Annotated in this window: 24 protein-coding genes; 11 read left to right on the plus strand and 13 right to left on the minus strand. The window is 64.2% G+C overall.

The features are described 5' to 3' along the window. Nucleotides 1-29 precede the first annotated feature (29 nt). Nucleotides 30-383, plus strand: coding sequence for a dihydroneopterin aldolase (folB, locus tag TQ98_RS01840; RefSeq protein ID WP_044871251.1), 354 nt, complete (start codon nt 30-32; stop codon nt 381-383). Then, a complete protein-coding gene (gene folK, locus TQ98_RS01845; RefSeq protein WP_044871252.1) occupies nt 374-916 on the plus strand; it encodes a 2-amino-4-hydroxy-6-hydroxymethyldihydropteridine diphosphokinase in 543 nt (180 codons plus the stop codon). Before folB ends, folK begins: the two co-directional genes overlap by 10 nt. Here the strand turns inward: folK and TQ98_RS01850 are convergent. The 12 genes from TQ98_RS01850 to TQ98_RS01905 form a co-directional block, all read right to left on the minus strand. Next, nucleotides 889-2,121, minus strand: coding sequence for a multifunctional CCA addition/repair protein (locus tag TQ98_RS01850; protein WP_044871253.1), 1,233 nt, complete (start codon nt 2,119-2,121; stop codon nt 889-891). The two genes, folK and TQ98_RS01850, sit on opposite strands and share 28 nt — an antisense overlap. Nucleotides 2,122-2,153: 32 nt before the next feature. After that, nucleotides 2,154-2,663: a DUF4136 domain-containing protein gene (locus TQ98_RS01855; protein ID WP_044871254.1), complete on the minus strand. Its 510-nt coding sequence runs from the start codon at nt 2,661-2,663 to the stop codon at nt 2,154-2,156. Between the two features lie 63 nt (nt 2,664-2,726). After that, nucleotides 2,727-4,292 carry a SpoVR family protein gene (locus TQ98_RS01860; protein WP_044871255.1) on the minus strand — a complete coding sequence of 522 codons (1,566 nt, stop codon included), beginning with the start codon at nt 4,290-4,292 and terminating at the stop codon, nt 2,727-2,729. A gap of 13 nt (nt 4,293-4,305) precedes the next feature. Further along, entirely contained in the window at nt 4,306-5,577 is a 1,272-nt protein-coding gene (locus TQ98_RS01865; protein ID WP_044871256.1) for a YeaH/YhbH family protein, read from the minus strand. 98 nt (nt 5,578-5,675) lie between these two features. Further along, nucleotides 5,676-7,598, minus strand: a complete 1,923-nt coding sequence (locus tag TQ98_RS01870; protein ID WP_044871257.1) for a PrkA family serine protein kinase — start codon at nt 7,596-7,598, stop codon at nt 5,676-5,678. 289 nt (nt 7,599-7,887) lie between these two features. Then, entirely contained in the window at nt 7,888-8,217 is a 330-nt protein-coding gene (glpE, locus tag TQ98_RS01875) for a thiosulfate sulfurtransferase GlpE (protein ID WP_044871258.1), read from the minus strand. After that, on the minus strand, nt 8,210-9,037 hold the full coding sequence (locus TQ98_RS01880; protein ID WP_044871259.1) for a symmetrical bis(5'-nucleosyl)-tetraphosphatase: 828 nt from the start codon (nt 9,035-9,037) through the stop codon (nt 8,210-8,212). Before TQ98_RS01880 ends, glpE begins: the two co-directional genes overlap by 8 nt. An 11-nt stretch (nt 9,038-9,048) precedes the next feature. Continuing rightward, nucleotides 9,049-9,429 (minus strand): Co2+/Mg2+ efflux protein ApaG, encoded by a 381-nt coding sequence (gene apaG / locus TQ98_RS01885; protein ID WP_044871260.1) that lies wholly within the window; start codon nt 9,427-9,429, stop codon nt 9,049-9,051. Nucleotides 9,430-9,460: 31 nt separating this feature from the next. Beyond that, nucleotides 9,461-10,267, minus strand: a complete 807-nt coding sequence (gene rsmA, locus TQ98_RS01890; RefSeq protein WP_044871261.1) for a 16S rRNA (adenine(1518)-N(6)/adenine(1519)-N(6))-dimethyltransferase RsmA — start codon at nt 10,265-10,267, stop codon at nt 9,461-9,463. A gap of 144 nt (nt 10,268-10,411) precedes the next feature. Next, nucleotides 10,412-11,401 (minus strand): 4-hydroxythreonine-4-phosphate dehydrogenase PdxA, encoded by a 990-nt coding sequence (gene pdxA, locus TQ98_RS01895; protein WP_044871262.1) that lies wholly within the window; start codon nt 11,399-11,401, stop codon nt 10,412-10,414. A gap of 75 nt (nt 11,402-11,476) precedes the next feature. Then, a complete protein-coding gene (locus tag TQ98_RS01900; RefSeq protein WP_103103121.1) occupies nt 11,477-12,769 on the minus strand; it encodes a peptidylprolyl isomerase in 1,293 nt (430 codons plus the stop codon). After that, nucleotides 12,750-15,527, minus strand: coding sequence for an LPS-assembly protein LptD (locus tag TQ98_RS01905; protein ID WP_044871264.1), 2,778 nt, complete (start codon nt 15,525-15,527; stop codon nt 12,750-12,752). The genes TQ98_RS01900 and TQ98_RS01905 overlap by 20 nt, the downstream gene beginning before the upstream one ends. 126 nt (nt 15,528-15,653) lie before the next feature. Between TQ98_RS01905 and TQ98_RS01910 the strand changes: the two genes are divergently transcribed. Genes TQ98_RS01910 through TQ98_RS01920 form a run of 3 tightly spaced genes read left to right on the plus strand, consistent with a single transcriptional unit; the run spans nt 15,654 to nt 18,116 of the window. Further along, entirely contained in the window at nt 15,654-16,679 is a 1,026-nt protein-coding gene (locus TQ98_RS01910) for a phosphotransferase (RefSeq protein WP_044871265.1), read from the plus strand. Beyond that, complete coding sequence (gene murU / locus TQ98_RS01915; RefSeq protein WP_044871266.1) at nt 16,676-17,347, plus strand: N-acetylmuramate alpha-1-phosphate uridylyltransferase MurU; 672 nt, start codon at nt 16,676-16,678, stop codon at nt 17,345-17,347. The genes TQ98_RS01910 and murU overlap by 4 nt, the downstream gene beginning before the upstream one ends. 1 nt (nt 17,348) lies before the next feature. Beyond that, nucleotides 17,349-18,116, plus strand: coding sequence for a TerB family tellurite resistance protein (locus TQ98_RS01920; protein WP_044871267.1), 768 nt, complete (start codon nt 17,349-17,351; stop codon nt 18,114-18,116). A 35-nt stretch (nt 18,117-18,151) separates the two neighbouring features. On the opposite strand, the gene TQ98_RS01925 is transcribed toward TQ98_RS01920, so the two are convergent. Beyond that, nucleotides 18,152-19,162: an alpha/beta hydrolase family protein gene (locus tag TQ98_RS01925; protein ID WP_044871268.1), complete on the minus strand. Its 1,011-nt coding sequence runs from the start codon at nt 19,160-19,162 to the stop codon at nt 18,152-18,154. 134 nt (nt 19,163-19,296) lie between these two features. On the opposite strand from TQ98_RS01925, the gene TQ98_RS01930 reads away from it, so the two are divergent. From TQ98_RS01930 to TQ98_RS01955, 6 genes are all read left to right on the plus strand, one after another. Continuing rightward, nucleotides 19,297-21,687, plus strand: a complete 2,391-nt coding sequence (locus TQ98_RS01930; protein WP_103102847.1) for a sensor histidine kinase — start codon at nt 19,297-19,299, stop codon at nt 21,685-21,687. Further along, the gene (locus tag TQ98_RS01935) at nt 21,684-22,313 is read left to right on the plus strand and encodes a response regulator transcription factor (protein ID WP_044871271.1); all 630 of its coding nucleotides are present in this window, start codon (nt 21,684-21,686) and stop codon (nt 22,311-22,313) included. Before TQ98_RS01930 ends, TQ98_RS01935 begins: the two co-directional genes overlap by 4 nt. A 151-nt stretch (nt 22,314-22,464) precedes the next feature. Continuing rightward, the gene (locus TQ98_RS01940) at nt 22,465-23,574 is read left to right on the plus strand and encodes an ABC transporter ATP-binding protein (RefSeq protein WP_044871272.1); all 1,110 of its coding nucleotides are present in this window, start codon (nt 22,465-22,467) and stop codon (nt 23,572-23,574) included. A 49-nt stretch (nt 23,575-23,623) separates the two neighbouring features. Then, complete coding sequence (locus TQ98_RS01945; protein WP_044871273.1) at nt 23,624-24,655, plus strand: ABC transporter substrate-binding protein; 1,032 nt, start codon at nt 23,624-23,626, stop codon at nt 24,653-24,655. 110 nt (nt 24,656-24,765) lie between these two features. Further along, complete coding sequence (locus TQ98_RS01950) at nt 24,766-26,013, plus strand: ABC transporter permease (protein ID WP_044871274.1); 1,248 nt, start codon at nt 24,766-24,768, stop codon at nt 26,011-26,013. Between the two features lie 13 nt (nt 26,014-26,026). Then, on the plus strand, nt 26,027-26,854 hold the full coding sequence (locus TQ98_RS01955; protein WP_044871275.1) for an ABC transporter permease: 828 nt from the start codon (nt 26,027-26,029) through the stop codon (nt 26,852-26,854). Nucleotides 26,855-26,871 lie beyond the last annotated feature (17 nt).

Consider the following 26,871-nt stretch of genomic DNA (forward strand, 5'->3'; position numbering starts at 1 on the left):
AGTCCCGATTCTAGCGGGGCAGCACTGACGTGGACACGGTTTTCATCGAGGGTCTGGAGGTCGACACCGTAATCGGTGCCTATGACTGGGAGCGGAGCATTCGCCAATGCCTGCGCCTGGACCTGCAGCTGGGCTGGGACAACCGCCCGGCCGCCGAGGGCGACGATCTCGACAAGGCGCTCGATTACGCTTCCGTGTCCCAGCGCATCCAGGCCTTTGCCGCCGAAGCCCAGTTCCTGCTGGTCGAGACCTTCGCCGAGCGCCTGGTTGCGGTCCTGATGGCCGAGTTCAACATTCCCTGGATTCGCCTGAAACTGCACAAGCCCGGCGCCGTGCCGGCGGCGAGCAGCGTTGGCGTGGAGATCGAGCGCGGATGTCGCTGACCTCTATCTACCTCGGCCTCGGCAGCAACATCGACCGCGAGCGCAACTTGACCGCCGGCCTTGAAGCCCTGACGGGTTTCCTCCAGGACATTCGGTGCTCACCCGTGTTCGAGAGCCTGCCCGTAGGCATCAAGAGCGGGAATTTCTTCAATTTCGTGGTGGCGGCCCGTACCGAGCTGTCGCTGCACGAGCTGGATCGCCGGCTAAAGGAGATCGAGGCTGACAACGGTCGATATGCTCCGGGCCGCAAGGGCCTGCCGCTGGATATCGATGTACTGCTCTTTGGCGATCGCGTGGGTAACTTTGATGGCTTGGTCCTGCCGCGCCCCGAGGTCCTGAAGAATGCCTTCGTGCTGTGGCCGCTGGCATTGCTGGCGCCCGAAGTGCGACACCCGGGGGATGGGCGGACGTTCGCCGAGCTCTGGGAAAGTGCCAGTATCCCGCAGACGCTGTGGCCCGCCTCCTTCAGCTGGCACGGCGAAGAGCTGACGCCTCCGGCACTGCTTCAGGCCTTCCCGCCGCTCTCCTTGTAAGCCTTCAGCACCTTGAGTCGCTCGTTCTTGAGCGCCTCGCCCAATTCGGCGCCTTTGAAGCCCTTTTCCAGCAACGGTTGAACCGCCACGGCACGGGCGGCGGCGGCTGCGCCCAGCAGGTAGGTTGATTGCGGGTACTCGCGCTGTTCCAGGCCGGTACGGCCACGAGCGTCCATTTCGCTGGCGGCGACGAACTCCTCGAAGCGCTGGGGGCGGCGGTAGACGTCGAAGCTCTGCAGCAGCTCCAGCAGCGTCGAGGCCCGAAGTTCCAAGGCTCGGTGGGCGTGGGTGTGGTACTCGCCCACCAGTAGCGCCAGTTCCTGACAATCGCGAGGCGCCTTGCAGCGCTCGTTCACCGCCTTGATCAGATTCAGCCCGCGCTTTTCGTGGGCGATGTGCTGCGGCCACTCTTCTTCCGGGGTCGCACCCTTGCCCAGATCGTGGAGCAGGCAGGCCCAACGCACGGTCAGCGGCTGGTCGTGCTCAGCGCACTGGCGCAGGACCGCGAGCACATGGATGCCGGAATCCACTTCCGGGTGATGCTGCTCCGGCTGGGGCACACCGAACAGGCGGTCCAGCTCGGGCATCCAGGCGGCAAGGGCGCCGCTGTCGCGCAGCACCTGGATGAACACATCCGGGCGAGGCTCCATCAGGGCCCGGGAAATTTCCTTCCAGCTGCGCTCCGGGGTGAGGGCGTCCAGTTCGCCGGACTCGGCAATCGTCCGCATCAGCTCCAGGGTTTCGTCGGCTACGGTGAAACCAAGTGGCGCGTAACGCGCGGCGAAGCGTGCCACCCGCAGCACCCGCAGCGGGTCCTCGGCGAAGGCGGGGGAGACATGGCGCAGCAGGCGATTTTCCAGATCCTTCTGCCCGCCGTAGGGGTCGATCACATGGCCTTCCCCGTCTTCTGCCATGGCGTTGACGGTGAGGTCGCGGCGGATCAGGTCCTGCTCCAGGGTCACGTCGGGGCTGGCGTAGAAGGTGAAGCCGCCATAGCCGCGACCGCTCTTGCGCTCGGTGCGGGCAAGGGCGTACTCCTCGCCGGTCGTGGGGTGCAGAAATACCGGGAAGTCCGCGCCTACCGGGCGGAAACCCTTCTCCAGCATTTCGTCGGCAGTGGCGCCCACCACCACCCAGTCGTTTTCGGTCACTGGACGACCCAACAGGCGGTCGCGAACCGCACCACCTACTTTGTATATCTGCATGGCTTGCCTCCGTGGCTGCGGAGGATAGCAGCCTAGCGGGCTGTGGGAACCTGCCCCACCAGGGCACGTGTGGCGCTCTCCAGCAGTTCCTCGCTGTCCCAGGAGGGGCTGAGGCCGGTGCTGGCCAGGCCTTCCCAGAGGACGTTGCCTGTCGGGTCGGTCAGGCGCAGGCGCAGGGTGCCGGTTTCATCCCGCAGACGGTGGATGGCCTGGTAAGGGCCGAGGGGGCTCGGGGGCGCCTGGTTGACCTTGAATTCCAGCGGCTGGTCGGTCACCGCAAGCCAGTAGTAAACCCGCAGCTGGGCGTCGCTGGCGGCCCGGTAGCCGCGCCCTTCCAGGCCCTGGCGAAGCAGTGTGGCGAGCTGGGCATAGCGCTCGTGGTGGGGCAGTTCGCCGTTTACCGCCTGCTCCGGCGAAATCAGCTCGAAGCTCCCGCGGCCGGCCAGTTCGGCCGTGGCTGGCTGCAGGATGTGGATCTTTGGAATGGACGTGGAGCACGTGGCCAGGGCCAGGCACAGCAGCAGGACGAGGAACAGACGCATCTGAGGGCGGCTCCCATGAGGGTCGACTCCATGCTCGGGCTGGCCGGGCATGGAGGCAACCGATCAAATGGGTGGAATGATCAGGTCCAGGCGTGGGTATTCCCCGTCCTCAGTGCGTTCCCCCTTTGGGGGGACATGGTGGCTCCCGGTGATCTGTTCACCCTGGCGGGTTTCCAGGTGGATATCGAAGCCCCACAGGCGGTGCAGGTGCTTGAGCACTTCGTCGGTGGAGTCGCCCAGGGGTTTGCGGTCGTGTTGCTGGTGGCGAAGGGTCAGGGAGCGGTCGCCACGGCGGTCGACGCTCCAGATCTGCACATTGGGCTCGCGGTTGCCCAGGTTGTACTGGGAGGCAAGGGTTTCGCGGATCATGCGGTAGCCCTGCTCATCGTGGATGGCCGGAACCAGCAATTCGTCCTTCTGGTCGTCGTCGAGGACGCTGAACAGCTTGAGGTCGCGGATGACCTTGGGCGAGAGGAACTGCAGGATGAAACTCTCGTCCTTGAAGCTCTTCATGGCGAACTTGAGGGTGGACAGCCAGTCGCTGCCGGCGATGTCCGGGAACCAGTGCTTGTCTTCTTCCGTGGGGTCTTCGCAGATGCGGCGGATGTCGCGGTACATGGCGAAACCCAGGGCATAGGGGTTGATCCCGCTGTAGTAGGGGCTGTCGAAGGCCGGCTGGTAGACCACGCTGGTGTGGGACTGGAGGAACTCCATCATGAAGCCGTCGGTAACCAGGCCTTCGTCGTATAGATCATTGAGCAGGGTGTAGTGCCAGAAGGTGGCCCAGCCCTCGTTCATCACCTGGGTCTGACGTTGCGGGTAGAAGTACTGGGCGATCTTGCGCACGATGCGCACCACTTCACGCTGCCAGGGCTCCAGCAGCGGTGCGTGCTTCTCGATGAAGTAGAGGATGTTTTCCTGGGGTTCGGCCGGGAAGCGCTGGTTGTCCTTTTCGCCGCCCTTGCCAGTGCCCTTGGGAATGGTGCGCCAGAGGTCGTTGATCTGCTTCTGCAGGTGCTCCTCGCGCTCTTTCTGCCGGCGCCGCTCTTCCTCCGCCGAGATGGGGTAGGGGCGCTTGTAGCGGTCGACGCCGTAGTTCATCAGGGCGTGGCAGGAGTCCAGCAGGTCTTCCACGGCATCGATGCCGTGCCGCTCCTCGCACTGGTTGATGTACTGCTTGGCGAACACCAGGTAGTCGATGATGGAGCTGGCGTCGGTCCAGGTGCGGAACAGGTAGTTGCCCTTGAAGAAGCTGTTGTGGCCGTAGCAGGCGTGGGCGATGACCAGGGCCTGCATGGTGATGGTGTTTTCCTCCATCAGGTAGGCGATGCACGGATCGGAGTTGATCACGATCTCGTAGGCCAGGCCCATCTGGCCGCGGGAATACCCCTTCTCGGTGGCGAGGAAGTGCTTGCCGTAGGACCAGTGGTGATAGCCGATGGGCATGCCCACCGAGGCGTAGGCGTCCATCATCTGCTCGGCACTGATCACCTCGATCTGGTTCGGATAGGTGTCCAGTGCATAACGCTCGGCAATCCGGCTGATCTCACGGTCGTAGGCCCGGATCAGGTCGAAGGTCCATTCGGACCCCGTGGAAATCGGTTTGCGTTCCTTCTTGCTGGCAGTCATGTCACGCCTCCCCTCAGGTCACCAGCCGGCGCTGGAAGAGCTCGCGGAACACCGGGTAGATATCCGACGCCGAGACGATTTGCTGCTGGGCGAAGGTATCGTCGAACAGCTCGCAGACCTGTTCGTATTCGTACCACAGCGCCTGGTGCTCCCGAGGCGTGATCTCGACGTAGGTGTAGTACTGCACGAACGGCATGATCTGCTTGATCAGGATATCCCTGCAGATGGGGGAATCGTCATTCCAGTTGTCGCCGTCCGAGGCCTGGGCGGCATAAATGTTCCACTCGTTGATGGGGTAGCGCGCGGCCATGATCTCCTGCATCAGCTTGAGGGCGCTGGAGACGATGGTCCCGCCGGTTTCCCGGGAGTAGAAGAACTCTTCCTCATCCACTTCGCGGGCGCTGGTGTGGTGGCGGATGAACACGACCTCGATCTTGTCGTAGTTCCGCTTCAGGAAGAGGTAGAGCAGGATGAAGAAGCGCTTGGCGATGTCCTTGGTGGCCTGGGTCATGGAGCCGGAAACGTCCATCAGGCAGAACATCACCGCCTTGGACGAGGGGTTGGGCTGCTTGACCAGCAGGTTGTACTTGAGGTCGAAGGTGTCGAGGAAGGGAACTCGCTCGATCCTTGCACGAAGTCTTGCGATTTCGGCTTCCATTTCCTGGATATCGCCGAAGTTGTCCGGCTCTTCCCGTTTCAGGCGTTCCAGCTCAGCCTTGGCTTCCTTGAGCTTGGTGCGGCTGCTCCCGGAGAGGGCGATGCGCCGGGCATGGGCCGAGCGCAGAGTGCGGACGATGTTGATGCGCGAAGGGCTGCCTTCGTTGCTGATGCCAGCGCGCACTGTCTTGAAGGTGTCGGCACCGGTGAGGTGACGTTTGACCAGGTTGGGCAGTTCCAGGTCCTCGAACATGAAGTCGAGGAACTCTTCCTGAGTGATCTGGAAGACGAAGTCATCCATCCCTTCGCCCTGGTTGCTGGCCTTGCCGCCGCCTCGGCCGCCACCGCCGCCGGACGGACGGGGGATGCGGTCGCCGGCCGTGAATTCCTTGTTGCCAGGGTGGACGATGGTCTGCCGACCACCGCGACCGTGGTGAAGGATGGGCTCGTCGATGTCTCTGCCAGGGATGCTGATCTGTTCACCGTGCTCCATGTCGGTGATGGAACGGCGACTTACGGCCTCTTCCACGGCCTTCTTGATGTGCTCGCGGTAACGCCGCAGGAACCGCTGGCGGTTCACCGTGCTCTTGTTCTTGCCGTTCAAACGCCTGTCGATGACATAGCTCATAGACCCCTCCGGGGAGCTTCAGGCTGCAAGGCGCGGAGGACGTCGTACGAAACGGCGCCTCCGGCGGGCTTGCTCCAGACTTGCAGCTTGAGACTGTTTTACTGCGACTTGCGGACCCGCAGGTACCATTCGGACAGCAGGCGTACCTGCTTCTCCGTGTAGCCGCGCTCGACCATGCGTTTGACGAAGTCGTTGTGTTTCTGCTGCTCCTCTTTACTGCCCTTGGCATTGAAGCTGATGACCGGCAGAAGGTCCTCGGTGTTGGAGAACATCTTCTTCTCGATGACCACGCGCAGCTTCTCGTAGCTGAGCCAGCTCGGGTTCTTGCCGTTGTTGTTGGCCCGGGCGCGCAGCACGAAGTTGACGATCTCGTTGCGGAAGTCCTTCGGGTTGCTGATGCCGGCGGGCTTCTCGATCTTTTCCAACTCCTCGTTCAGGGCCACCCGATTGAGGATCTCGCCGGTTTCCGGGTCGCGGTATTCCTGGTCCTGGATCCAGAAGTCCGCATACAGCACGTAACGGTCGAAGATGTTCTGGCCGTATTCGCTGTAGGACTCGAGGTAGGCGGTCTGGATCTCCTTGCCGATGAACTCGATGTAGCGCGGCGCCAGGTATTCCTTGATGTAGCGCAGGTAGCGTTCGCGGGTTTCGGCCGGGAACTGTTCCTGCTCGATCTGCTGCTCGAGGACGTAGAGCAGGTGCACCGGGTTGGCGGCCACCTCGTGGGGGTCGAAGTTGAACACCTTGGACAGGATCTTGAAGGCGAAGCGGGTCGACAGGCCGTTCATGCCTTCGTCCACGCCTGCGGAGTCGCGGTATTCCTGGATCGACTTGGCCTTGGGATCGGTGTCCTTGAGGTTCTCGCCGTCATAGACGCGCATCTTCGAATAGATGTTGGAGTTCTCCGGCTCTTTCAGTCGCGACAGGGCGGAGAACTGGGCCAGCATGCGCAGGGTGTCCGGCGCGCAGTGCGCATGGGCCAGGGAGCTGTTGGCCAGCAGCTTGTCGTAAATCTTGATCTCGTCGGTGACCCGCAGGCAGTAGGGCACCTTGACGATGTAGATCCGGTCGATGAACGCCTCGTTGTTCTTGTTGTTGCGGAAGCTGTGCCATTCCGATTCGTTGGAGTGGGCCAGGATGATGCCGCTGAACGGCAGCCCGCCCAGGCCCTCGGTGCTGTTGTAGTTGCCTTCCTGGGTTGCGGTCAGCAACGGGTGCAGCACCTTGATCGGCGCTTTGAACATCTCGACGAATTCCATCAGGCCCTGGTTGGCCCGGCACAGGGCGCCCGAATAGCTGTAGGCGTCGGCGTCGTTCTGCGGGAATTCTTCGAGCTTGCGGATATCCACCTTGCCCACCAGGGAGGAAATGTCCTGGTTGTTCTCGTCGCCCGGCTCGGTCTTGGCGATGGCGGTCTGGTTGAGGATCGACGGGTACAGCTTGACCACGCGGAACTTGCTGATATCGCCGCCGAACTCGTTCAGGCGCTTGGTGGCCCAGGGCGAGATCACGGTGCGCAGGTAGCGCCGCGGGATGCCGTATTCCTCTTCGAGAATCGCGCCATCCTCGTCAGGATTGAACAGGCCGAGTGGCGACTCGAACACCGGAGAGCCCTTGATCGCATAGAAGGGCACGTGCTCCATGAGTTGCTTCAGCTTTTCCGCCAGGGACGACTTGCCACCGCCTACCGGGCCCAGCAGGTAGAGGATCTGTTTCTTCTCCTCAAGGCCCTGGGCGGCATGGCGGAAGAACGCGACGATCTGGTCGATGCATTCTTCCATGCCGTGGAAGTCGGCGAAGGCGGGGTAGCGGCGGATCACCTTGTTGGAGAAGATCCGCGAGAGCCTGGGGTCCAGCGAAGTATCCAGCAGCTCCGGTTCGCCAATGGCCAGGAGCATGCGTTCCGCCGCGCTGGCATAGGCACTACGGTCCTGCTTGCAGAGCTCAAGATATTCCTGCAGGGAATATTCTTCCTGGCGACTAGCTTCGAAGCGTTGTTGGAAGTGGCTGAAAATGCTCATGACGTCACCTCGCTGGAATCGGGTAGCCGGCGCGGGGGTCGGTTGTGCGGGTGCGGGCAGTCAGCCGGAGAAGGTCGGCTGATGAAAGTCCCCCAGAACACCTGAATGGTCGCTGCCGATGGCCCGGAACCGGTGTACCGGCTCTCCCCTTTTTTGGATGGCCTGAGCTAAGAGTAGTTCGTTATCGGCAAGGTCAAGCATGACGGGACGATAACAGGGGATTACCGTCCGTCGGAGAGGAGGCGCCAGCCCAGAGGCGGCGCGGGCTCGCGCCTCTCGTAAAAAAATTTTACTCGGTGCTGCCCTGGGCAACTTCGCCGGGATAGACGCTGCGCCAGAGTTCGAAGCCGCCATCCAGGCTATAGACCTCCGAGAAGCCCTGATGCGCGAGATAGGCGGCCGCGCCCTGGCTGGAGTTGCCGTGGTAGCAGGCCACGATCAGTGGCTTGTCGAAGTCGGCACGGGCGATGAAGTCCGCCAGTGAGTAGTTGTCCAGGTGGTGCGAGCCGCTGATGTGGCCGAGGGCGAAGCTCTGCGGGTCGCGGATGTCGACCACCACCGCGCCCTGTTCGCGCAGGGCCTGGGCCTGTTCCGGGGCGATGCGTTGGAATTCACTCATGGCGGTACTCCTCGCAGCTGCAACTGATGCGCTCGCCGCTGTCGATGTTCAGAAGGGTCATGGCGCCGCCCCAGACGCAGCCGGTGTCGAGGGCGAACAGGCCGGGTTCGTCGCACTGGCCTTCCAGGGCCGCCCAGTGGCCGAAGATGATTTTCTGCCCACGGGTCTTGCGCTCGGGGTAGCTGAACCAGGGGGCGAAGCCGGGCGGAGCCGTGTCCAGGCCTTCCTTGGACTTCAGGTCCAGGGTGCCGTCGGCACGGCAGAAACGCATGCGGGTGAAATAGTTGGTGATGACCCGCAGGCGCGCCGCGCCGTGCAGGTTTCCGTCCCATTTGACCGGCTCGTTGCCGTACATGCCGTCGAGGTAGAGCGGCAGGCGGGCATCGTCCTGCAGGGCTTCCTCTACCTCGGCGGCGCGCTTCAGGGCTTTCTTCAGCGACCACTGGGGCGGAATGCCGGCATGAACCAGGACAACGTCACGTTGCTCGTCGTAATGCAGGAGTTTCTGCCGGCGCAGCCAGTCGAGCAGTTCGGCACAGTCCGGTGCGTCGAGGATCTCGCGCAGGGTGTCCGCCTTGCGCAACCGCTCGATGTTGTGGGCGGCGGCGAGCAGGTGCAGGTCATGATTGCCGAGCACGCAGACCAGCGATTCCCGTATGGAGTAGAGGAAGCGCAGGGTTTCGAGGGACTTGGGGCCACGGTTGACCAGGTCGCCCACCAGCCAGAGTTCGTCCTTCGCCGGGTCGAAACGGACCTGCTCCAGGAGACATTTCAGAGGGTCCAGGCAGCCTTGGAGGTCGCCTACTGCGTAAGCCGTCATGCGGGTCTCTCTCAGTGCAGGGAGCCGGGAACGGCGAGGCGGAAGGGGGCGATGATGGCATCGAAGTGCTTGCCGTCGTCGGCGACCATCTGGTAGCTGCCCTGCATGCTGCCGACGCGGGTCGCCATCACGGTCCCGCTGGTGTAGGTGTGGCTGGCGCCCGGAGCGATCAGGGGCTGCTGGCCGACAACGCCGGCGCCGCGAACTTCCTGCACGTGGCCGTCGCCGTCGGTGATCACCCAGTGGCGGGTCAGCAGTTTGGCCGGCAGTTCGCCGTTGTTCTGGATGGTGACGGTGTAGGCGAAGGCAAAGCGGTTCTCATCCGGCTGCGACTGGTCCGGGAGGAAGCGGGTGGCGACGCTGACGTCGACCTTGTAGCGGGGATCGGACACGCGAAGGTTCTCGAATTACTGGAATTGGAGTCTAGGGCCTTGGGCCGGTAGTGGCCAATTGATCGGCCAGGCGGACGAACGCGGCCAGGTCGAGCTGCTCCGGGCGCAGGCCGCCGTCGACACCCGCAGCCTCAATGGCGGCAGCGTCCAGCAGACCCTTGAGGGTGTTGCGCAGGGTCTTGCGGCGCTGATTGAACGCCTCGCGCACGACGCGCTCCAGCAGGGCGACATCCTGGGCCGGATGGGGCACCACTTCATGGGGCACCAGACGGACGATGGCCGAGTCCACCTTGGGCGGCGGGTTGAAGGCGCCCGGGCCGACGTTGAACAGGTGCTCCACGCGGCAGTGGTACTGAACCATGATCGACAACCGGCCCCAGTCTCCGCCGCCTGGCTCGGCGGCCAGGCGCTCGACCACTTCCTTCTGCAGCATGAAATGCATGTCGCGGATCAGGTCCGCGTGGTCCAGCAGGTGAAAGATCAGCGGCGTGGAGATGTTGTACGGCAGGTTGCCCACGACCCGCAGGCTGTGCGGTTCGGCATCCAGCTGGCGGAAATCGAATTTCAGCGCGTCGCCCTGGTTGAGGCGGAAGTTCGGCAACTGGCCGAACTTGTGCTGGAGGATTGGGATGAGGTCCAGGTCCAGCTCGACCACGTCGAGTTGGGCACCACTGCCCAGCAGGCCCTCGGTCAGGGCGCCCTGGCCCGGGCCAATCTCCAGCAGGCGTTCGCCGGCACGGGCGTGGATGCTGCGCAGGATGCGGTGGATGACGCCCGCGTCGTGCAGGAAGTTCTGGCCAAAACGCTTGCGCGCGCGGTGTTGGTAGTGTTCAGACATCAAAGGCTCCAGGTGGAGCAGCTTGAAGCGTGAGGCTCGAAGCTGAAAGCGGGGAAAGGCGCGCAGTTTACAGCATTGCGCCACCAAGGCCGAAACTGCGGCGTCCGACGCCTTTCGCGCCTGAGGTTCTCTCAGGCATCCCGCTCAGCGGCTGCTGGTCGCCATCTGGTACGCGGTTTCCAGGGCGACTTCCAGGCTGCCGCAATCGATACGGCCGGTACCGGCCAGGTCCAGCGCTGTGCCGTGGTCCACCGACGTACGGATGATCGGCAGGCCCAGGGTGACGTTCACCGCCGCGCCAAATCCTTTGTACTTGAGCACCGGCAGTCCCTGGTCGTGGTACATGGCGAGCACTGCGTCGCAGTGGTCCAGGTGCTTGGGCGTGAACAGTGTATCGGCCGGCAGCGGACCCACGAGGTCCAAACCTTCAGCGCGCAGGCCTTCCAGCGTGGGTTCGATGATCTCCAGTTCCTCACGGCCCAGATGGCCGCCCTCGCCAGCGTGGGGGTTGAGGCCGCAGACCAGGATACGCGGGTTGGCGATGCCGAACTTGCTCACCAGATCGGCGTGAAGGATTCGGCTGACCCGCTGCAGTCGCTCGGGGGTGATGGCTGTGGCCACGTCCTTGAGGGGCAGGTGCGTGGTCACCAGGGCCACGCGCAGGCCCCGGGTGGCCAGCATCATCACCACCTGGCGAGTGGCCGTCAGTTCCGCGAGGAACTCGGTGTGCCCGGAGAACGCGATGCCCGCTTCGTTGATCACCCCCTTGTGCACCGGAGCGGTGATCATCCCGGCGAACAGGCCATCCATGCAGCCCTGGCCGGCTCGGGTCAGGGTTTCCAGTACATAGTCGGCATTGGCCGGCTCGAGCTCGCCGGGCCGGGTCGAAGCTCGCAGCGGCGTATCCCAGACGTAGAGGCTGCCGGCGGGAGCTGGGGTGTCGGGAAGGGCGGTCGGGGTGACTTCGATCAGCTGAATCGACAGGCTCAACTCGGCGGCGCGCTGTTCGAGCAGGCTGCGACTGGCAATGGCGATCAGGGCGTGGGGCTGGGCGGAGCGGGAGAGGAGCAGGCAGAGGTCGGGGCCGATGCCGGCGGGTTCACCTGGGGTGAGGGCGAAGCGGAGAGGTTTCATTCCGGGTCCTTGCGTGGTGTCCAGCGCGATGGCGGTGATTGTACCGCCAGCGCGCTGGACTGAGACCCGGACAGATTACAGCTTGGTTTCGACGTAGGCCTCGTCGCGGATCTGGCGCAGCCAGGTCTGCAGTTCCTCGTCATATTTGCGATTGCGCAGGATGTTGATGGCCTGCTGTTCGCGGAACTTCTCGCTGCTGTCGGTAGCGCGACGACCCAGTACTTCCAGTACGTGCCAGCCGTATTGGCTCTTGAACGGCTTGGAGAGCTTGCCGGCCGGGGTCTGGGCCATGACTTCGCGGAATTCCGGCACCAGGGCGTTGGGGTCGATCCAGTTCAGGTCGCCACCGTTGAGGGCAGAGCCCGGGTCTTCGGAGAAGCTCTTGGCCAGCTCGCTGAAGTCTTCGCCGGACTGGATGCGCTCGTAGAGGCGTTCGGCCAAGCGCTTGGTTTCCGCTTCGCTGCGAATCTCGCTCGGCTTGAGCAGGATGTGGCGCACATGCACTTCGTCGCGAACCATGGCATCGCCGCCGCGCTTGTCCAGCAGCTTGAGAATGATGAAGCCGCCCGGAGTGCGGACTGGCTCAGTCACCTCGCCCACGGACAGGGCGCTGATCATGCCGTCGAACGGCGGGGGCAACTGGGCAGCCTTGCGCCAGCCGATCTCGCCGCCTTCCAGGGCGGTCTCGCCGGCGGAGCGGGAGATGGCCAACTGGGCGAAGTCGGCGCCCTGCTGGAGCTGCTGGTAGAGCTCCTGCGCCTGCCGCTCGGCAGCCTGGATGGTGCTGGGGGAGGAGCCTTCCGGGACCGGGATCAGGATGTTCGCGAGGCGGAACTCTTCCGACAGCTGCATCTTGCCCATGTCGGAGGCGAGGAAGTTCTGCACTTCCTGGTCGGTGACTTGGATGCGCTCGGCCACGCGGCGCTGGCGCACGCGGCTGATGATCATCTCGCGGCGTACCTGGTCACGGGCGTCATCAAAGGACAGGCCATCCCGGCCCAGGGCGGCGCGGAACTGGTCAATCGTCATGCCATTGCGCTGGGCGATGGCTGCGATGGCCTGGTTCAGTTCTTCGTCGGCGATGCGGATACCGGAGCGGTCACCGATCTGCAGCTGAATGTTCTCGATGATCAGGCGTTCCAGCACCTGCTGGCTGAGCACATGCTCGGGCGGCAGCGACGCGCCGCGCTTGGCGATGGTCTGTTGCACTTCGCGCAGGCGCTGGTCCAGCTGGCTCTGCATGATCACGTCGTTGTCGACGATGGCGACAACTCGGTCGATGGAGTGAACCTCGGCGTGCGCGAGGCCGCCGAGGAGCAGGGCGCCCAACAACAGCGGGCGCAGACAATCAGAGAGCTTGGTCTTCACGTTCACGGTAACCTTGAATACCTTTTTCCAGGAAGCCTTCGGCCTTGTTGCCGACGATGCCGCCGAGGCCCTTGAGGACGATCTGCAGGAAGATCCCACGGTCGCCGCTTTCGTTTGTGCTGGACGGGTTCTGGTCGAACTCGTCGTAGTTGACCCAGTAGCGGTTGATCAGGCGCAGCTTCCAGCAGCAGCTGTCGTACTCGAAGCCACCGAAGGCTTCCAGGGTACGGTCGCGATTGTAGTCGTACTGCCAGCGGGCAATGGCACTCCACTGCGGGACCACCGGCCAGATGACGGAGAAGTCGTGCTGGCTGATCTTGTAGTAGTCCTTGATGAAGCCTGGGGTGCCCGGCGTGCCGAAGTCGTTGTTGAAATTCCACTGACCGGTCGTCTGGTCGAAGCGGATGGTGTCGTTGCGGTAGCGGTAGCCGGCGTTGACCACCTTGTTCGGGTTGTCTTCAGGCTGGTAGTGGAACATTGCGCTGCCTGAGCGGGTGTGATGGGTATCCGGATCCCAGTTGAAGGTCGAATTTAGGCGCCAGTCGCGGTTGAAGCGGTACAGGTAATCCATCGCATAGGGTGAAACGGACGCCTGGGCGTCGGGGCGATCATGGAAGTCGACACCCGGCAGCTGCACCTTGCGGTCCTGGAAATAGAAGGCCTGGCCGATGCTGAAGCGCTGACGTTCGAATCCGTTGGACTCGATCCAGCGGTTGGTCGCCCCGAGGGATACCTGGTTGGCGTCGCCGATGCGGTCGCGTCCGGAGAAGCGGTTGTCACGGAACAGCGACGCGTAGCTGAAGGTGTACTCGCCGGTGTCGAACACCGGAATATCGGTCTGGTCCTCTTCCGGCACGTACAGGTAAAACAGCCTCGGTTCCAGGGTCTGGGTGTAGTTCTTGCCAAAGAACTGGGTCTTGCGATCAAAGTAAAGGCCGCTGTCGACGCTGTAGATCGGCACCTGACGGTCCTGGCTGCTGTGGAAGGTTTGTTCGGCCAGCAGGGTGTTCTTGCCGCGCTGGTCGAGGTCCAGATCGTACTGGGTGTAGGCGTACTTGACCTGTGGCTTCAAGAAGCCCCAGGTCCAGGCCATCGGCAGGCTGACTCCCGGCTCAAGATGGGTGCGGTCGCCGTTGGAGCGTGCCAAGCCTCGGATATTGTTGTCGTTCCAGGGCGACGGATTGCCATCGATGTCGAAGAAATTGCCTTCGCGCAGGTTGCGGTCGAAACGCACGAACTCGGTCTTGTAGGCGAAGTTCAGTCCGCCCGGCTGGAAGGGCAACTTGCCGTCCAGGGTAATCTGCGGCAGGCGATCATATGGCGTGATATCGGTAATGGTTGCCAGCTCGTAGGCATGGGCGTTCAGCTTCGCGGTGTAGTTGTCGCCGCGATAGGTCAGGGTGCCGCGCTGGTTGACGTAAGTCGGTCTGTCGACATCGAGGTCAGTATCCAGATCCTCGAAGTAGTACGGGTCGCTGATGTCGGTGTAGTCGACCTCGGTCAGCAAGCGCGAGTCCAGACCGCCGGTGTGCTTCCAGTTATAGAGCCAGCGCTTCTCTTCGAACTCGGACATGAGCTCGCGCTCGTCTTCCTTGTCATTGAGGTAAGCGGCGCCCAGTTGGCCTTCGCTGCTTTTGGTCAGGTAGCGGAATTCGCCTTCCATCATCAGGCCGCGCTTGGCCATGTAGCGCGGGTACAGGGTGGCGTCGTAATTAGGCGCCAGGTTGAAGTAGTACGGCGTGACCAGCAGGAAGCCGGTATCGCTGTTGCTGCCGATGGTCGGCGGCAGGAAGCCGGACTGGCGACGGTCGTCGATCGGGAAGTAGATGTACGGCGTGTAGAACACCGGAAGGTCTTTGACCCGCAGGGTGACGTTCGTCGCGGTGCCGAAGCCCGTGGCCGGGTTCAGCGTGATGTTATTGCCCTTCAGGTGCCAGGCGTTGTCGCCCGGTTCGCAGCGGGTGTAGGTGCCATCCTTCAGGCGGATGACGGCATCTTCCTGGCGCTTGGCATAAAGCGCGTTGCCGCGGGTATGGGACTGGTGCAGGACATACTCGGCGTTGTCGATCTTGGCTTCGCCGTTGTCCAGTTGCAGTTCGGCGTTGTCGCCGACCACCAGGGCGCCCTTGTCACGCAGCTTGACGTTGCCGACCAGTTCACCGCGGTTTTCAGCCTGATGCAGGTTGGCCTCGTCGGCCTCCACCTGCATGCTGCCCTGACGAAGGACCACGTCACCGGCGAGAGTGGCGATCTGCTTTTCCTGCTCATAGCGCGAGGCTTTGGCGGAAATGTAGGTCGGCGCATCTTCCATCGGGGTTTTGTCGTTCATGCCCGGGCGTGGCGGCTCGATATACGCGCCGGCGCAATAGGGACCCGTCTCGGCCAGTTGGGCGGGGGTGAGCTTCTCGCGTGGCACCCAGTCGAGGTGACTGTAGTCGGCGCTGCGGGATGCCAGTCCTTTGCCACCAGCTTCGGTGACCAAAGTGGCCTTGCTGCCTTCGCCTGCGGCCTGGCCTTCTACGGCCTGGGGCGCGGCGCCGATGGTCGAACTCACGGCGCCGGCACTGTGTACCGGGCGCGGTGGCAGCTTTTCAGCGTTGGCCTTGGGCGCGCACGCCCAGCCGCCAGTGGCGGATGCCTGGCAGTCGAACTGCTCAGCTGCGACGACGAAGGAAGTGGCTACTGGCTGAAGGGCCAGCAGGCTGCCGGTCACCAGCAGGGGGAATTTTTTACGAAACGCGGGGGATGTTACTGCCATCTTGTTAGTCCGGGCTTCCTGCGCGCCTTCGGCCCGCTGGGCCGCACGCCTCTCGATGGGCTGAAAAAGATGCTGGATAATAAAGCATGACCCGCACAACGGCTAGCGCCGCCGGAGACCCCCCCGATGCATCACGAAGACCTGCGCCTTCAGCAGCTGAGCCAATGGCTGGACCAGCAGTTGCCCACCCTGTTCACTGCCGAAGGCTGGGGCCCCGTGCCGGCCGCGACGTTGGTTCCGGCCAGCAGCGACGCCAGCTTTCGCCGCTACTTCCGCTGGGAGGCGGAAGGCCGCACGCTGATCCTGATGGACGCCCCGCCGCCCCGCGAGGATTGCCGCCCTTTCGTGAAAGTGGCAGGCATGCTCGCCGAAGCCGGTGTGCACGTACCGCGCATCCTCGCCGCGGACGTGGAGCAGGGCTTCCTGATTCTCGATGACCTGGGCCGCCAGACCTACCTCGACGTGATCGATCCCGACAACGCCGATGCGCTGTTCGACGATGCCCTGGAGGCTCTGCTGACGTTCCAGAAGCGCAGCCTCGACGTCCCGATGCCTCACTATGACGACGCCCTCATGCGCCGCGAGCTGCAACTCTTCCCCGAGTGGTACCTGCAGCGCCACCTCGGTATCGAGCTCGAGGGCGAGCGACTGGCCGCCTGGGAGCGCATTTCCAACCTGCTGATCGACAGCGCCCTGGCTCAGCCGAAAGTACTGGTGCATCGGGACTACATGCCGCGCAACCTGATGCTGAGCGCCCCCAACCCCGGCGTGCTGGACTTCCAGGACGCGGTATACGGTCCCGTCACCTACGACGTCACCTGCCTGTTCAAGGATGCCTTCCTCAGCTGGCCCGAAGAGCGTGTTGCCGCTTGGCTGGAGCGCTATTGGCAAAGGGCGCGGGCAGCCGGGATTCCGGTTCAGGCCGATTTCGCCGAGTTCCACCGCGCCAGCGACCTGATGGGGGTGCAGCGCCACCTCAAGGTCATCGGTATCTTCGCGCGCATCTGCCATCGCGACGGCAAGCCCAAGTACCTGGATGATGTGCCGCGCTTCTTCTCTTATATAGAAGCGGTGGTCGCGCGCAGGCCGGAACTGGCCGAACTGGGCACCTTGCTGGCCGGCATGCCGCTGCTGGAGGTCCTGCCCGAATGAAGGCGATGATCCTTGCCGCCGGCAAGGGCGAGCGCATGCGCCCCCTTACCCTGCACACCCCCAAGCCGCTGGTTCGTGCCGCTGGTACCCCGCTGATCGAGTTCCACCTTCGCGCCCTGGCTGAAGCCGGCTTTCGCGAGTTGGTGATCAATCACGCCTGGCTCGGCCAGCAGATCGAGGATCACCTGGGCGACGGTACGCGCTTCGGCCTCTCCATCCGCTATTCCCCTGAAGGGGAGCCCCTGGAAACCGGCGGTGGCATCTTCCGCGCCCTGCCGCTGCTGGGAGACGAGCCTTTCCTGGTGGTCAATGGCGATGTCTGGACCGAGTTCGACTTCAGCCGCCCGCGTCTGCCCCTGGATGGCCTGGCCCACCTGGTGCTGGTGGACAACCCGGCGCACCATCCGCACGGTGACTTCCGTCTGGCAGACGGCCGCGTGAGTGATGCGGTAGAGGGAAAGCCCAGCCTGACCTACAGCGGCATCGCCGTGTTGCATCCGCGTCTGTTCGGGGGTTGCCAGGAGGGCGCGTTCAAACTGGCGCCGTTGTTGCGTCAGGCCATGGCGGCCGGCCAGGTGAGCGGCGAGCATTTCGCCGGTCGCTGGGTGGATGTCGGTACCCATGAGCGCCTGGCCGAAGTCGAACGCCTGCTGATGGCGGAGGCCTGAGTTGCTCTGGCCGGCCACCCTGATCGGCGTTGTCGCCGGATTCGCCCTGGCGAACATCCCCGGCGCGTTGCTCGGCGGGTTGCTGGGGCACGTGCTGGATCGGCGCTTGGCGTTGGACTCCTGGGCCGCGCTGCGCGCCCGGATACGGGGCGAGCCGGCCATCGACCAGCAGGACCTGTTGTTCATCCTCCTCGGGCGGCTGGCCAAGAGTGATGGGCGGGTGCGGGAAGCCCACATCCAGCAGGCACGCTCGGAGATGAAGCGGCTGGGGCTGGACGAGGCCGGCAAACGCCGCGCCATCGCCGCCTTCAACCGTGGCAAGGGTGGCGCTGACGACCTGCATTCCAGCCTGCACCAACTGAAGGACGACCACCCTGCCGCAGAGCGCCTGTTGCGCAGCTGCTGGCAGATGGCCGCGGCCGATAGCCGGATCGGCCGGCACGAACGCGAGCTCATCTTGAAGTGGGGCCATTGGCTCGGCTTGTCGGCGTCCCGGGTGGAAGCGCTTGGCGCGGGGTACGACACGCCCCAGGGGCTGCCGCCCAGGCGTGGCAACAGCTACAAGGAGGCGCTCGCATTGCTGGGGGTGACCGCCGATTGCGAGCCGGCCGTCATCAAGCGTGCCTATCGCCGCCTGCTCAGTCAGAACCATCCGGACAAGCTCGCCGGCTCCGGTGCAGGCCCGGCGGTGGTGCGCGCCGCCACCGACCGCACTCGCGAATTGCACAACGCCTACCAGCTGATCCGCGAGCGCCACGGCTTCCGCTGAGAGTGGAGGTGAGTTTTTGAGGCGGTCGGCGCCGATCAGCTGTCTGGCGACTGGCCATCCGCTGTCAGATGCAGGCTCAGCCAGCCGCGAACGCGACGGATCAGTTGTTCCTGCTCGGTGACCCGATCGGCGGGCAGCCCCTTCATGGCGATCTGGATGTAGGCCGGATGCTTTTGCCGCTTGCTCGCGTGCAGGCGGCGGAGGGCGGAGTCGCGGTCCGCAGGCTGGTCCTTGTAGTAGAAGTCGCCAGTGGCCAGTTTCAGTGCCGGCAGTGAATCCTCCAAGGCGGGCTCGTAGCCGGTGGGCAGTTCTGCGGCCACCAGCAGCAGGTTGCGCACGTCCTTGGGGTCCTCGGTTGAGAGGTACTGCACCGCCCAGTACGCGCCAGTGCCGTGGCCCAGCAGCACGATGGACTTCGGCTTCTGCTGGCGGGCGAAGGCCAGTGCCGCCTCGATCCGGGCAAAGACCCGGTCGGTCTGCGCTTTCTGGATGGCATCGCGGGAGAGTGGCGGAGGCGCCGGGTCCGTACTGGGTTCGGCGCTGCCGGCCTGTTCGGTATTGGCCGGGCCCTCTTCCTCGGCTTGTTCGGGGCTGACGGCAGGCTCCGCCTTGCTGGGCTCTTCAGCCTTCACCGGGCGCGGCGGCAGTGGATCGCCGCTGGGGTCGGGAAGGCTCAGGCTCAGGGTGCTCCAGCCGGAATTGGGCAGCCGGCGCCGCAGCGGTCCAATGGCCTCCGGCCAGTCCGCGCTTTCGCCGTCGCCAGGCAGGAGAATCACCAGCCCGTTGGGCTCGCCCACATTCGCCGGTTGCCAGAGGGCCAGGAAGCCTTCCTCGCCCGCCTTCAAGTGCTGCTGCTCCCGGGGCGGCAACCGTCGCTCCAGGCCGCTCGCCTCCTCCTGGCTGCGCTCCTCCAGTGCGGCCCGTTCGACTATCGGCGCCGGCTCCTTGGCCGGTTCGGCTGCCTGCTCCTCCGCGAATACGGCAGGTGAGGCGGGCAGCAGGGCGAGGCAGAGGGCCACTAGGGAAGGACGATAGGCGCGAGACATCTGGGGGTTCCTGGTCGAGCGGGGAAACTGGAGCCTAATGGCTCGCCCGGCATTTGTCAGGCCGAGCCTTCGCATGGTTTGCCACGGCTGGAGTAAGGTATGTCGGCTGTTTTCCAGACTGCGGTTGGCTTTCGATGATTCGTGCGTTCCTTTCCCTGCTGTTCGCCTGCTGCCTGGCGATTCCCGTCCTGGCAGCGCCGAACCGGTTGCCCCTGGACGAGAACCAGCGGCAGTGGTTGGAAAATCATGGCCAGCTCCGGGTGGGCGCCGTGTTGCAGGCGCCCTACGTCCAGCTGGATCGCCGCCTGCAGCAGCTATCCGGCGCCAATGCGGAACTGATGAACTGGCTGGCCCGGGACCTGGGCGTCGAGCTGGTCTGGCGCACCTACGACAGTCAGGGCGAGCTCGAACAGGCCCTGCGGGCCGGGCAGATCGACCTCGCGCCCGGCCTTGTCCAGACGCCCGCCGGCCTTCGTCTTTGGCTATTTTCCGACCCGTACTTGCGTGTTTCGCAGCTATTGGTGGGCGAGCGCGACGGCGCGGCGGCGTTGGACCTGGAGCAACTGGATGCCACTTCGCCCGTCGCCCTGCGCCATCCCAGTGCCGTATTCGATTACCTGAGTTCCACCTATACCAACCTCAATCTCAAGCCCATGGACAGTGAGCGCCAAGCCCTGCAGGTGCTGCTATCCGAGCAGGTGCGCTACGCGGTACTGGACGAAGCCCAGCTCAGCCGCTTGTCCCGGGAGCAGGAATTCTCCGGGCTGGCGGTGGTGGGGGACATCGGTTTTCCGCAATTGCTGCGAGTCGGCACCCGGCGGGACTGGCCGGAGTTGGCGGCCATCATCGACATCGCCCTGCGCGGCCTGCCGGCCAAGGACCTCGATCAGTTGCACGAGCGCTGGCTGCAAGCCAAATATCCGCGCCTGGGCGAATCCGCCGGCTTCTGGCAGAACCTCAGCTTCCTGCTCGGTGTATTGCTGTTGTCCGCCGCCGCCGTCATCACCTGGCTGCGCCGCCAGCGCCGGGGCCTGGAGCGTCAACTGCTGGATGCCCGCCACGCCCTGCAGCTGCGAGATGCCGCCGAAGAGGCCTTGCGCCTCACCCAGTTCTCGATCGACCAGAGCACCTTGGGCATTCTCTGGGTGAACTGGGACAGCCACGTGCGCTATGCCAACCGCGCTGCCGAACAGATGCTCGGTTACTCGCCGGGGAGTCTGGCGGACCGGCCCCTGGCGGATTTCCAGCCGGAACTGAACATGGACCGCTGGCTCAATCTCTGGCGCCGTGCCCGCAACAGCGACGAAGGACCGCTCAGTTTCGAGACCCGTTGCCTGTGCCCCGATGGCCGCTGGCTGCCGGCAGACGTGTCCCTGAGTTTCCTGCGCTTCGGCTCATCGGAATACCTGGTGGTGTTCCTTTCCGACGCCACCGAACGCCGCCGCTCCCGCGAGGCTCTGGAAGAGAGCGAGGCGCGCCTCAAGGGCATCGCTTCCAACGTGCCCGGCCTGGTGTTTCGCCTGGAGCGGCCCACGGCCGGCGCGCCCTCCGCCTTCGCGTTCATCGGCGAGGGCAGCGAGGGTCTGGTGGGCTACAGCGCCAGTGAGCTCCTGGACACCGGCCGTGGCATTCGCGGCCTGGTGCATCCGCAAGACCGTGATGGTTACTGGGCCAGCCAACTGGCGGCACTGGATGCCGATCGTGATTGGCATTGGCAGGGCCGCATCCTCACCCGCGACGGCCAGGTGCGCTGGGCCGATATCAAGGCCAGTGCGCGGATCTTCGACGACGGTCGCGCAGTCTGGGACGGCGTGGTCTGGGACATCACCGACAACAAGCAGATCGAACTGGAGCTGGCCGCCTCCCGGGCCCAGTTGCGGGACCTTTCCGCTCACCTGGAGAGCGTGCGCGAGGAGGAGAAGGCACGTATCGCCCGTGAGGTGCATGACGAACTGGGTCAGGTGCTTACGGTACTCAAGCTGGAGACCTCCATGTGCGAACTGGCGTTCGCCGAGCTCGATGCCGGCTTGCGTGATCGCCTGGACAGCATGAAGCGCCTGATCGCCCAGCTCTTCCAGCTGGTCCGCGACGTGGCCACCGCCCTGCGTCCGCCGATTCTCGACGCTGGCATTGCCTCCGCCATCGAATGGCAGGCCCGACGCTTCGAGGCGCGCACCCAGATTCCCTGCCTGGTCGAGGTGCCGGAGCTGGTGCCGCGCCTGTCCGATGCCAAGGCCGTCGGGCTATTCCGGGTATTGCAGGAGGCACTGACCAATGTGATGCGCCATGCCGAGGCGCATACTGTTGCGGTTTGTCTCAGTGAGGAAGACGGCATGCTCTGCCTGCGTATCAGCGATGATGGCCGGGGTTTCGACACCAGCGCCAAGGGCGGCAGCTCCTTCGGCCTGGTGGGGATGCGCGAGCGGGTGCTGATGCTGGGGGGCAGCCTGCAGATCGACAGCCAGCCGGGGGAGGGCACCACCCTCTCCGTGCGCGTGGCGCTGGATAAGGAGAAAGTGGCGTGATTCGTGTACTGGTGGCTGAAGACCACACCATCGTCCGCGAGGGCATCAAGCAATTGATCGGGCTGGCCAAGGACCTGTCCGTGGCGGGCGAGGCCGGCAACGGCGAGCAACTGATGGACGCCCTGCGGCATACGGCCTGCGAGGTGGTGCTGCTGGATATCTCCATGCCAGGGGTCAACGGCCTGGAGGCGATTCCACGGATCCGTGCCCTGACCAATCCTCCGGCGGTGCTGGTGCTGTCCATGCACGACGAGGCGCAGATGGCGGCTCGGGCCCTGAAGATGGGCGCGGCCGGCTATGCCACCAAGGACAGCGATCCGGCGCTGTTGCTCACCGCCATCCGCAAGGTGGCCTCGGGCGGTCGTTACATCGACCCGGAACTGGCCGACCGCATGGTGTTCGAAGTCGGTCTGACAGACGCCAGGCCGGCCCACACGCTGCTCTCGGAGCGGGAGTTCTCGGTCTTCGAGCGTCTGGTGCGGGGTGAGGGCGTCAACGAAATCGCCCAGCAACTGGCGGTCAGCAACAAGACCGTGAGCACCCACAAAGCGCGGCTGATGCAGAAACTCGGGCTGCATTCGGTCGCCGACCTGGTGAAGTACGCCGTGGAGCACAAGCTGCTGTGAATGTCCGACAACGCCGCTCCGATTTGTAGGGGAATCCCTACAAAAAATCCTCTCTAAGCCTTATAGCAATCTCTCATACCGCCCGATTTGCGTGGTCTGTGGCCTTCTCTAGGCTTTCCCCTACGGCAGACACAAAAACAAAGGTGCGGTTATGGCCGAGACACAAGGCAGCGACATCCTGGTCAGCTTTCGCGGCGTACAGAAGAGCTACGACGGCGAGACCCTGATCGTCAAAGACCTCAACCTGGACATTCGCAAAGGCGAATTCCTCACCCTGCTCGGGCCGTCCGGCTCCGGCAAGACCACCAGCCTCATGATGCTCGCCGGGTTCGAAACCCCCACCAGCGGCGAGATCCTTCTGGCCGGTCGCTCCATCAACAACGTGCCTCCGCACAAGCGCGATATCGGCATGGTGTTCCAGAACTACGCGCTCTTCCCGCACATGACGGTGGCCGAGAACCTCGCGTTCCCGCTCACCGTGCGTGGCATGAGCAAGACCGACGCCAGCGAGCGGGTCAAGCGCGCGCTGTCCATGGTCCAGCTGGACGCCTTCCGCAACCGCTACCCCGGCCAGCTTTCCGGCGGCCAGCAGCAGCGCGTGGCCCTGGCCCGCGCCCTGGTGTTCGAGCCCCAGCTGGTGCTGATGGACGAACCCCTCGGTGCACTGGACAAGCAGCTGCGCGAGCACATGCAGATGGAGATCAAGCACATCCACGAGCGCCTGGGCGTCACCGTGGTGTACGTGACCCATGACCAGGGCGAAGCCCTGACCATGTCTGACCGGGTTGCCGTGTTCCACCAGGGCGAAATCCAGCAGATCGCCCCGCCGCGCGAACTCTACGAGCTGCCGAAAAACACCTTCGTGGCCAACTTCATCGGCGAGAACAACCGCCTCAACGGCCAGTTGGAAAGCCACAACGGCGACAAATGCGTTGTGCGCCTGGCCCGTGGCGAGAAGGTCGAGGCGCTGGCCATCAATGTCGGCAAGCCGGGCGAGCCGGTGACCCTGTCGATCCGTCCCGAGCGCGTGCGCCTGAACGGCCACAGCGAGAGCTGCGTCAACCGCTTCTCCGGGCGTGTCGTCGAGTTCATCTACCTCGGTGACCACGTGCGTATTCGCTTCGAGGTCTGTGGCAAGCCCGACTTTTTCGTCAAGCAACCCATTGCCGAGCTCGACCCCGCTCTGGCGGTAGGCGACGTGGTGCCGCTCGGCTGGCAAGTGGAGCACGTTCGCGCACTGGACCCGCTGATCGCCGAGTGACGCGACGGCACCAAGGCTTTAGCAACCCTGCACTGTGGAGAAAACAACAATGTCCAAATCCCTGAAACTCACCGCCATCGCCCTCGGGTTGGCCTGCGCCGCCCAGGCCATGGCTGCCGACCTGACCGTGGTGTCCTTTGGTGGCGCCAACAAGAATGCCCAGGTGAAGGCCTTCTACGAGCCCTACCAGAAGAGCACCGGCAACAAGATCATCGCCGGCGAATACAACGGTGAGATGGCCAAGGTGAAGGCCATGGTCGACACCAACAGCGTTTCCTGGAACCTGGTGGAAGTGGAATCGCCCGAACTGGCCCGTGGTTGCGATGAAGGCCTGTTCGAGGAGCTCGATCCGGCTCAATTCGGCAAGCAGGAAGACTACGTGCCCGGCGCCATCCAGCCCTGCGGCGTCGGCTTCTTCGTGTGGTCCACCGTGCTGGCCTACAACGCCGACAAGCTGAAGTCCGCCCCCACCAGCTGGGCCGATTTCTGGGACGTGAAGAAATTCCCGGGCAAGCGCGGCCTGCGCAAGGGCGCCAAGTACACCCTGGAATTCGCCCTGATGGCCGACGGCGTTGCGCCGAAGGACGTCTACAGCGTGCTGGCCACCAAGGAAGGCCAGGACCGCGCCTTCAAGAAGCTCGACGAGATCAAGCCGAGCATCCAGTGGTGGGAAGCTGGCGCCCAGCCGCCGCAGTTCCTCGCCTCGGGTGACGTGGTCATGAGCTCCGCCTACAACGGCCGTATCGCCGCCGTGCAGAAGGAGAGCAACCTGAAAGTCGTCTGGACCGGCGGTATCTACGACTTCGATTCCTGGGCCATCCCGAAGGGCGCCAAGGATGCCGAGAAGGCCAAGGAATTCATCGCCTACTCGGTCAAGCCCGAGCAGCAGAAGACCTACTCCGAGAACATCGCCTACGGCCCGGCCAACACCCAGGCCGTGCCGCTGCTGGACAAGGGCCTGCTGAAGGACATGCCGACCACGCCTGAGAACATCAAGGACCAGGTCGCCATGGACGTCACCTTCTGGGCTGACTACGGCGAGCAGCTGGAACAGCGCTTCAACGCCTGGGCGGCCAAGTAAGGCTGCCTGCTCCACCCCTCTCCTCCGGGAGAGGGGCTGGGGTGAGGTCACGACGTCCTCACCCGGCCCTAGAGGCCTGAAAGTCCAACCCTGTTCCAACGGAGTTCGCCATGGCCACTGCAGTGCCCCTGAACGAGGTCGCCGGCCCCAGCCTCAAGCAGCGCCTCGCCCGAGCCGAGCGGATGAACCGCCTGAAGTCCCAGGCGCTGATCCTGCCGCTGCTGATTTTCCTTCTGCTGACCTTCCTGGTACCCATCGCCGCGCTGCTCTACAAGAGCGTGAACAACCCGGAAGTGGTTGGCTCCATGCCGCGCACCGTCGACGCCATTTCCAGCTGGGACGGCAAGGCGCTGCCCGCTGAACCGGTCTACAAGGCCCTGGCCGAAGACCTCGCCGCCGCGCGCAAGAACCAGACCATTGGTGACCTGTCCAAGCGCCTCAACATGGAACTGGCCGGCTATCGCAGCCTGATGGCCAAGACCGCCCGCGCCCTGCCGTTCAAGACCGAGCCGGCCTCCTACAAGGACGCCCTGGAAAGCCTGGACGAGCGCTGGGGTGACCCGGCTTACTGGCAGGCGATCCGCCGCAACGCAAGCCACCTGACCCCCTATTACCTGCTGGCCGCCCTCGACCATCGCATCGACGACCTGGGCGAGCTGGCGCCGGCGACCCCGGACCAGGCCATCTACCTGGACATCTTTGCCCGTACCTTCTGGATGGGCGCGATCATCACCGTGATCTGCCTGCTCCTGGCCTATCCGCTGGCCTACCTGTTGGCCAACCTGCCAACCCGCCAGAGCAACCTGCTGATGATCCTGGTGCTGCTGCCGTTCTGGACGTCCATCCTGGTGCGAGTGGCGGCGTGGATCGTGCTGTTGCAGTCGGGCGGCCTGATCAACGGCGCGCTGATCAAGCTGGGCCTGATCGATCAGCCGCTGCAATTGGTGTTCAACCGCACCGGCGTCTACATCGCGATGGTGCACATCATGCTGCCGTTCATGATCCTGCCGATCTACAGCGTGATGAAGGGCATCTCCCCCAGCTACATGCGGGCGGCGATCTCCCTCGGCTGCCACCCCTTTGCCAGTTTCTGGAAGGTGTACTTCCCGCAGACCGTGGCCGGTGTCGGCGCCGGGTGCCTGCTGGTTTTCATCCTGTCCATCGGCTACTACATCACCCCGGCACTGCTGGGCAGCCCGAACGACCAGATGGTCAGCTACTTCGTCGCCTTCTTCACCAACACCACCATCAACTGGGGCATGGCCACGGCCCTGGGCGGCATGCTGCTGTTCGCCACCCTGGTGCTCTACGTGGTCTACACCTGGCTGGTCGGCGCCGGCCGCCTGCGACTGGGCTGAGGAGAACAAGAAAATGCTGAGTCCCTACATGTCCCCCGTCGAGCGCGTGTGGTACTACACCCTGCGCGTCCTCTGCGGCCTGGTGTTGCTGTTCCTGATCCTGCCGGTGCTGGTGATCGTGCCGCTGTCGTTCAACTCCGGCACCTTCCTGGTCTACCCGCTGCAGGGCTTCTCGCTGCGCTGGTACGCCGACTTCTTCAACTCGGCGGAGTGGATGCGCTCGCTGACCAACAGCATGATCGTCGCCCCGGCCGCCACCGTGCTGGCGATGGTCTTCGGCACCCTGGCGTCCATCGGCCTGACCCGTGGCGAGTTCCGCGGCAAGGCGCTGGTGATGAGCCTGCTGATCTCGCCGATGGTGGTGCCAGTGGTGATCATCGGTGTTGCCGCCTACCTGTTCTTTGCGCCGCTGGGGCTTGGCAACAGCTACATCTCGCTGATCCTGGTCCATGCGGTGCTGGGTGTGCCCTTCGTGATCATCACGGTGTCGGCCACCCTGCAGGGCTTCAATTACAACCTGGTGCGCGCCGCAGCCAGCCTGGGTGCGCCGCCGCTGACCGCCTTCTTCAAGGTGACCCTGCCGCTGATCGCGCCGGGGGTGATTTCGGGAGCGCTGTTCGCTTTTGCCACCTCCTTCGACGAAGTGGTGGTGACCCTGTTCCTCGCCGGTCCCGAGCAGGCCACCCTGCCGCGCCAGATGTTCAGCGGCATCCGCGAGAACCTGAGTCCCACCATCGCGGCAGCGGCAACCCTGCTGATCGGCTTCTCCATCGCACTGCTGCTGGTGCTGGAATGGCTGCGGGGCCGCAGCGAGCGCCTGCGCACCTCGACGCCGGAATAACACTCTCCACCTTTCCG

The sequence above is a fragment of the Pseudomonas sp. LFM046 genome, assembly GCF_000949385.2.
Taxonomy (GTDB): Bacteria; Pseudomonadota; Gammaproteobacteria; order Pseudomonadales; family Pseudomonadaceae; genus Metapseudomonas.

Coding starts and splice junctions, on each gene's coding strand:
- folK (WP_044871252.1), top strand. CDS start 374: ATGTCGCTGACCTCTATCTACCTCGGCCTCGGCAGCAACATCGACCGC.
- TQ98_RS01850 (WP_044871253.1), bottom strand. CDS start 2,121: ATGCAGATATACAAAGTAGGTGGTGCGGTTCGCGACCGCCTGTTGGGT.
- TQ98_RS01855 (WP_044871254.1), bottom strand. CDS start 2,663: ATGCGTCTGTTCCTCGTCCTGCTGCTGTGCCTGGCCCTGGCCACGTGC.
- TQ98_RS01860 (WP_044871255.1), bottom strand. CDS start 4,292: ATGACTGCCAGCAAGAAGGAACGCAAACCGATTTCCACGGGGTCCGAA.
- TQ98_RS01865 (WP_044871256.1), bottom strand. CDS start 5,577: ATGAGCTATGTCATCGACAGGCGTTTGAACGGCAAGAACAAGAGCACG.
- TQ98_RS01870 (WP_044871257.1), bottom strand. CDS start 7,598: ATGAGCATTTTCAGCCACTTCCAACAACGCTTCGAAGCTAGTCGCCAG.
- glpE (WP_044871258.1), bottom strand. CDS start 8,217: ATGAGTGAATTCCAACGCATCGCCCCGGAACAGGCCCAGGCCCTGCGC.
- TQ98_RS01880 (WP_044871259.1), bottom strand. CDS start 9,037: ATGACGGCTTACGCAGTAGGCGACCTCCAAGGCTGCCTGGACCCTCTG.
- rsmA (WP_044871261.1), bottom strand. CDS start 10,267: ATGTCTGAACACTACCAACACCGCGCGCGCAAGCGTTTTGGCCAGAAC.
- pdxA (WP_044871262.1), bottom strand. CDS start 11,401: ATGAAACCTCTCCGCTTCGCCCTCACCCCAGGTGAACCCGCCGGCATC.
- TQ98_RS01905 (WP_044871264.1), bottom strand. CDS start 15,527: ATGGCAGTAACATCCCCCGCGTTTCGTAAAAAATTCCCCCTGCTGGTG.
- TQ98_RS01910 (WP_044871265.1), top strand. CDS start 15,654: ATGCATCACGAAGACCTGCGCCTTCAGCAGCTGAGCCAATGGCTGGAC.
- murU (WP_044871266.1), top strand. CDS start 16,676: ATGAAGGCGATGATCCTTGCCGCCGGCAAGGGCGAGCGCATGCGCCCC.
- TQ98_RS01925 (WP_044871268.1), bottom strand. CDS start 19,162: ATGTCTCGCGCCTATCGTCCTTCCCTAGTGGCCCTCTGCCTCGCCCTG.
- TQ98_RS01930 (WP_103102847.1), top strand. CDS start 19,297: ATGATTCGTGCGTTCCTTTCCCTGCTGTTCGCCTGCTGCCTGGCGATT.
- TQ98_RS01940 (WP_044871272.1), top strand. CDS start 22,465: ATGGCCGAGACACAAGGCAGCGACATCCTGGTCAGCTTTCGCGGCGTA.
- TQ98_RS01945 (WP_044871273.1), top strand. CDS start 23,624: ATGTCCAAATCCCTGAAACTCACCGCCATCGCCCTCGGGTTGGCCTGC.
- TQ98_RS01950 (WP_044871274.1), top strand. CDS start 24,766: ATGGCCACTGCAGTGCCCCTGAACGAGGTCGCCGGCCCCAGCCTCAAG.
- TQ98_RS01955 (WP_044871275.1), top strand. CDS start 26,027: ATGCTGAGTCCCTACATGTCCCCCGTCGAGCGCGTGTGGTACTACACC.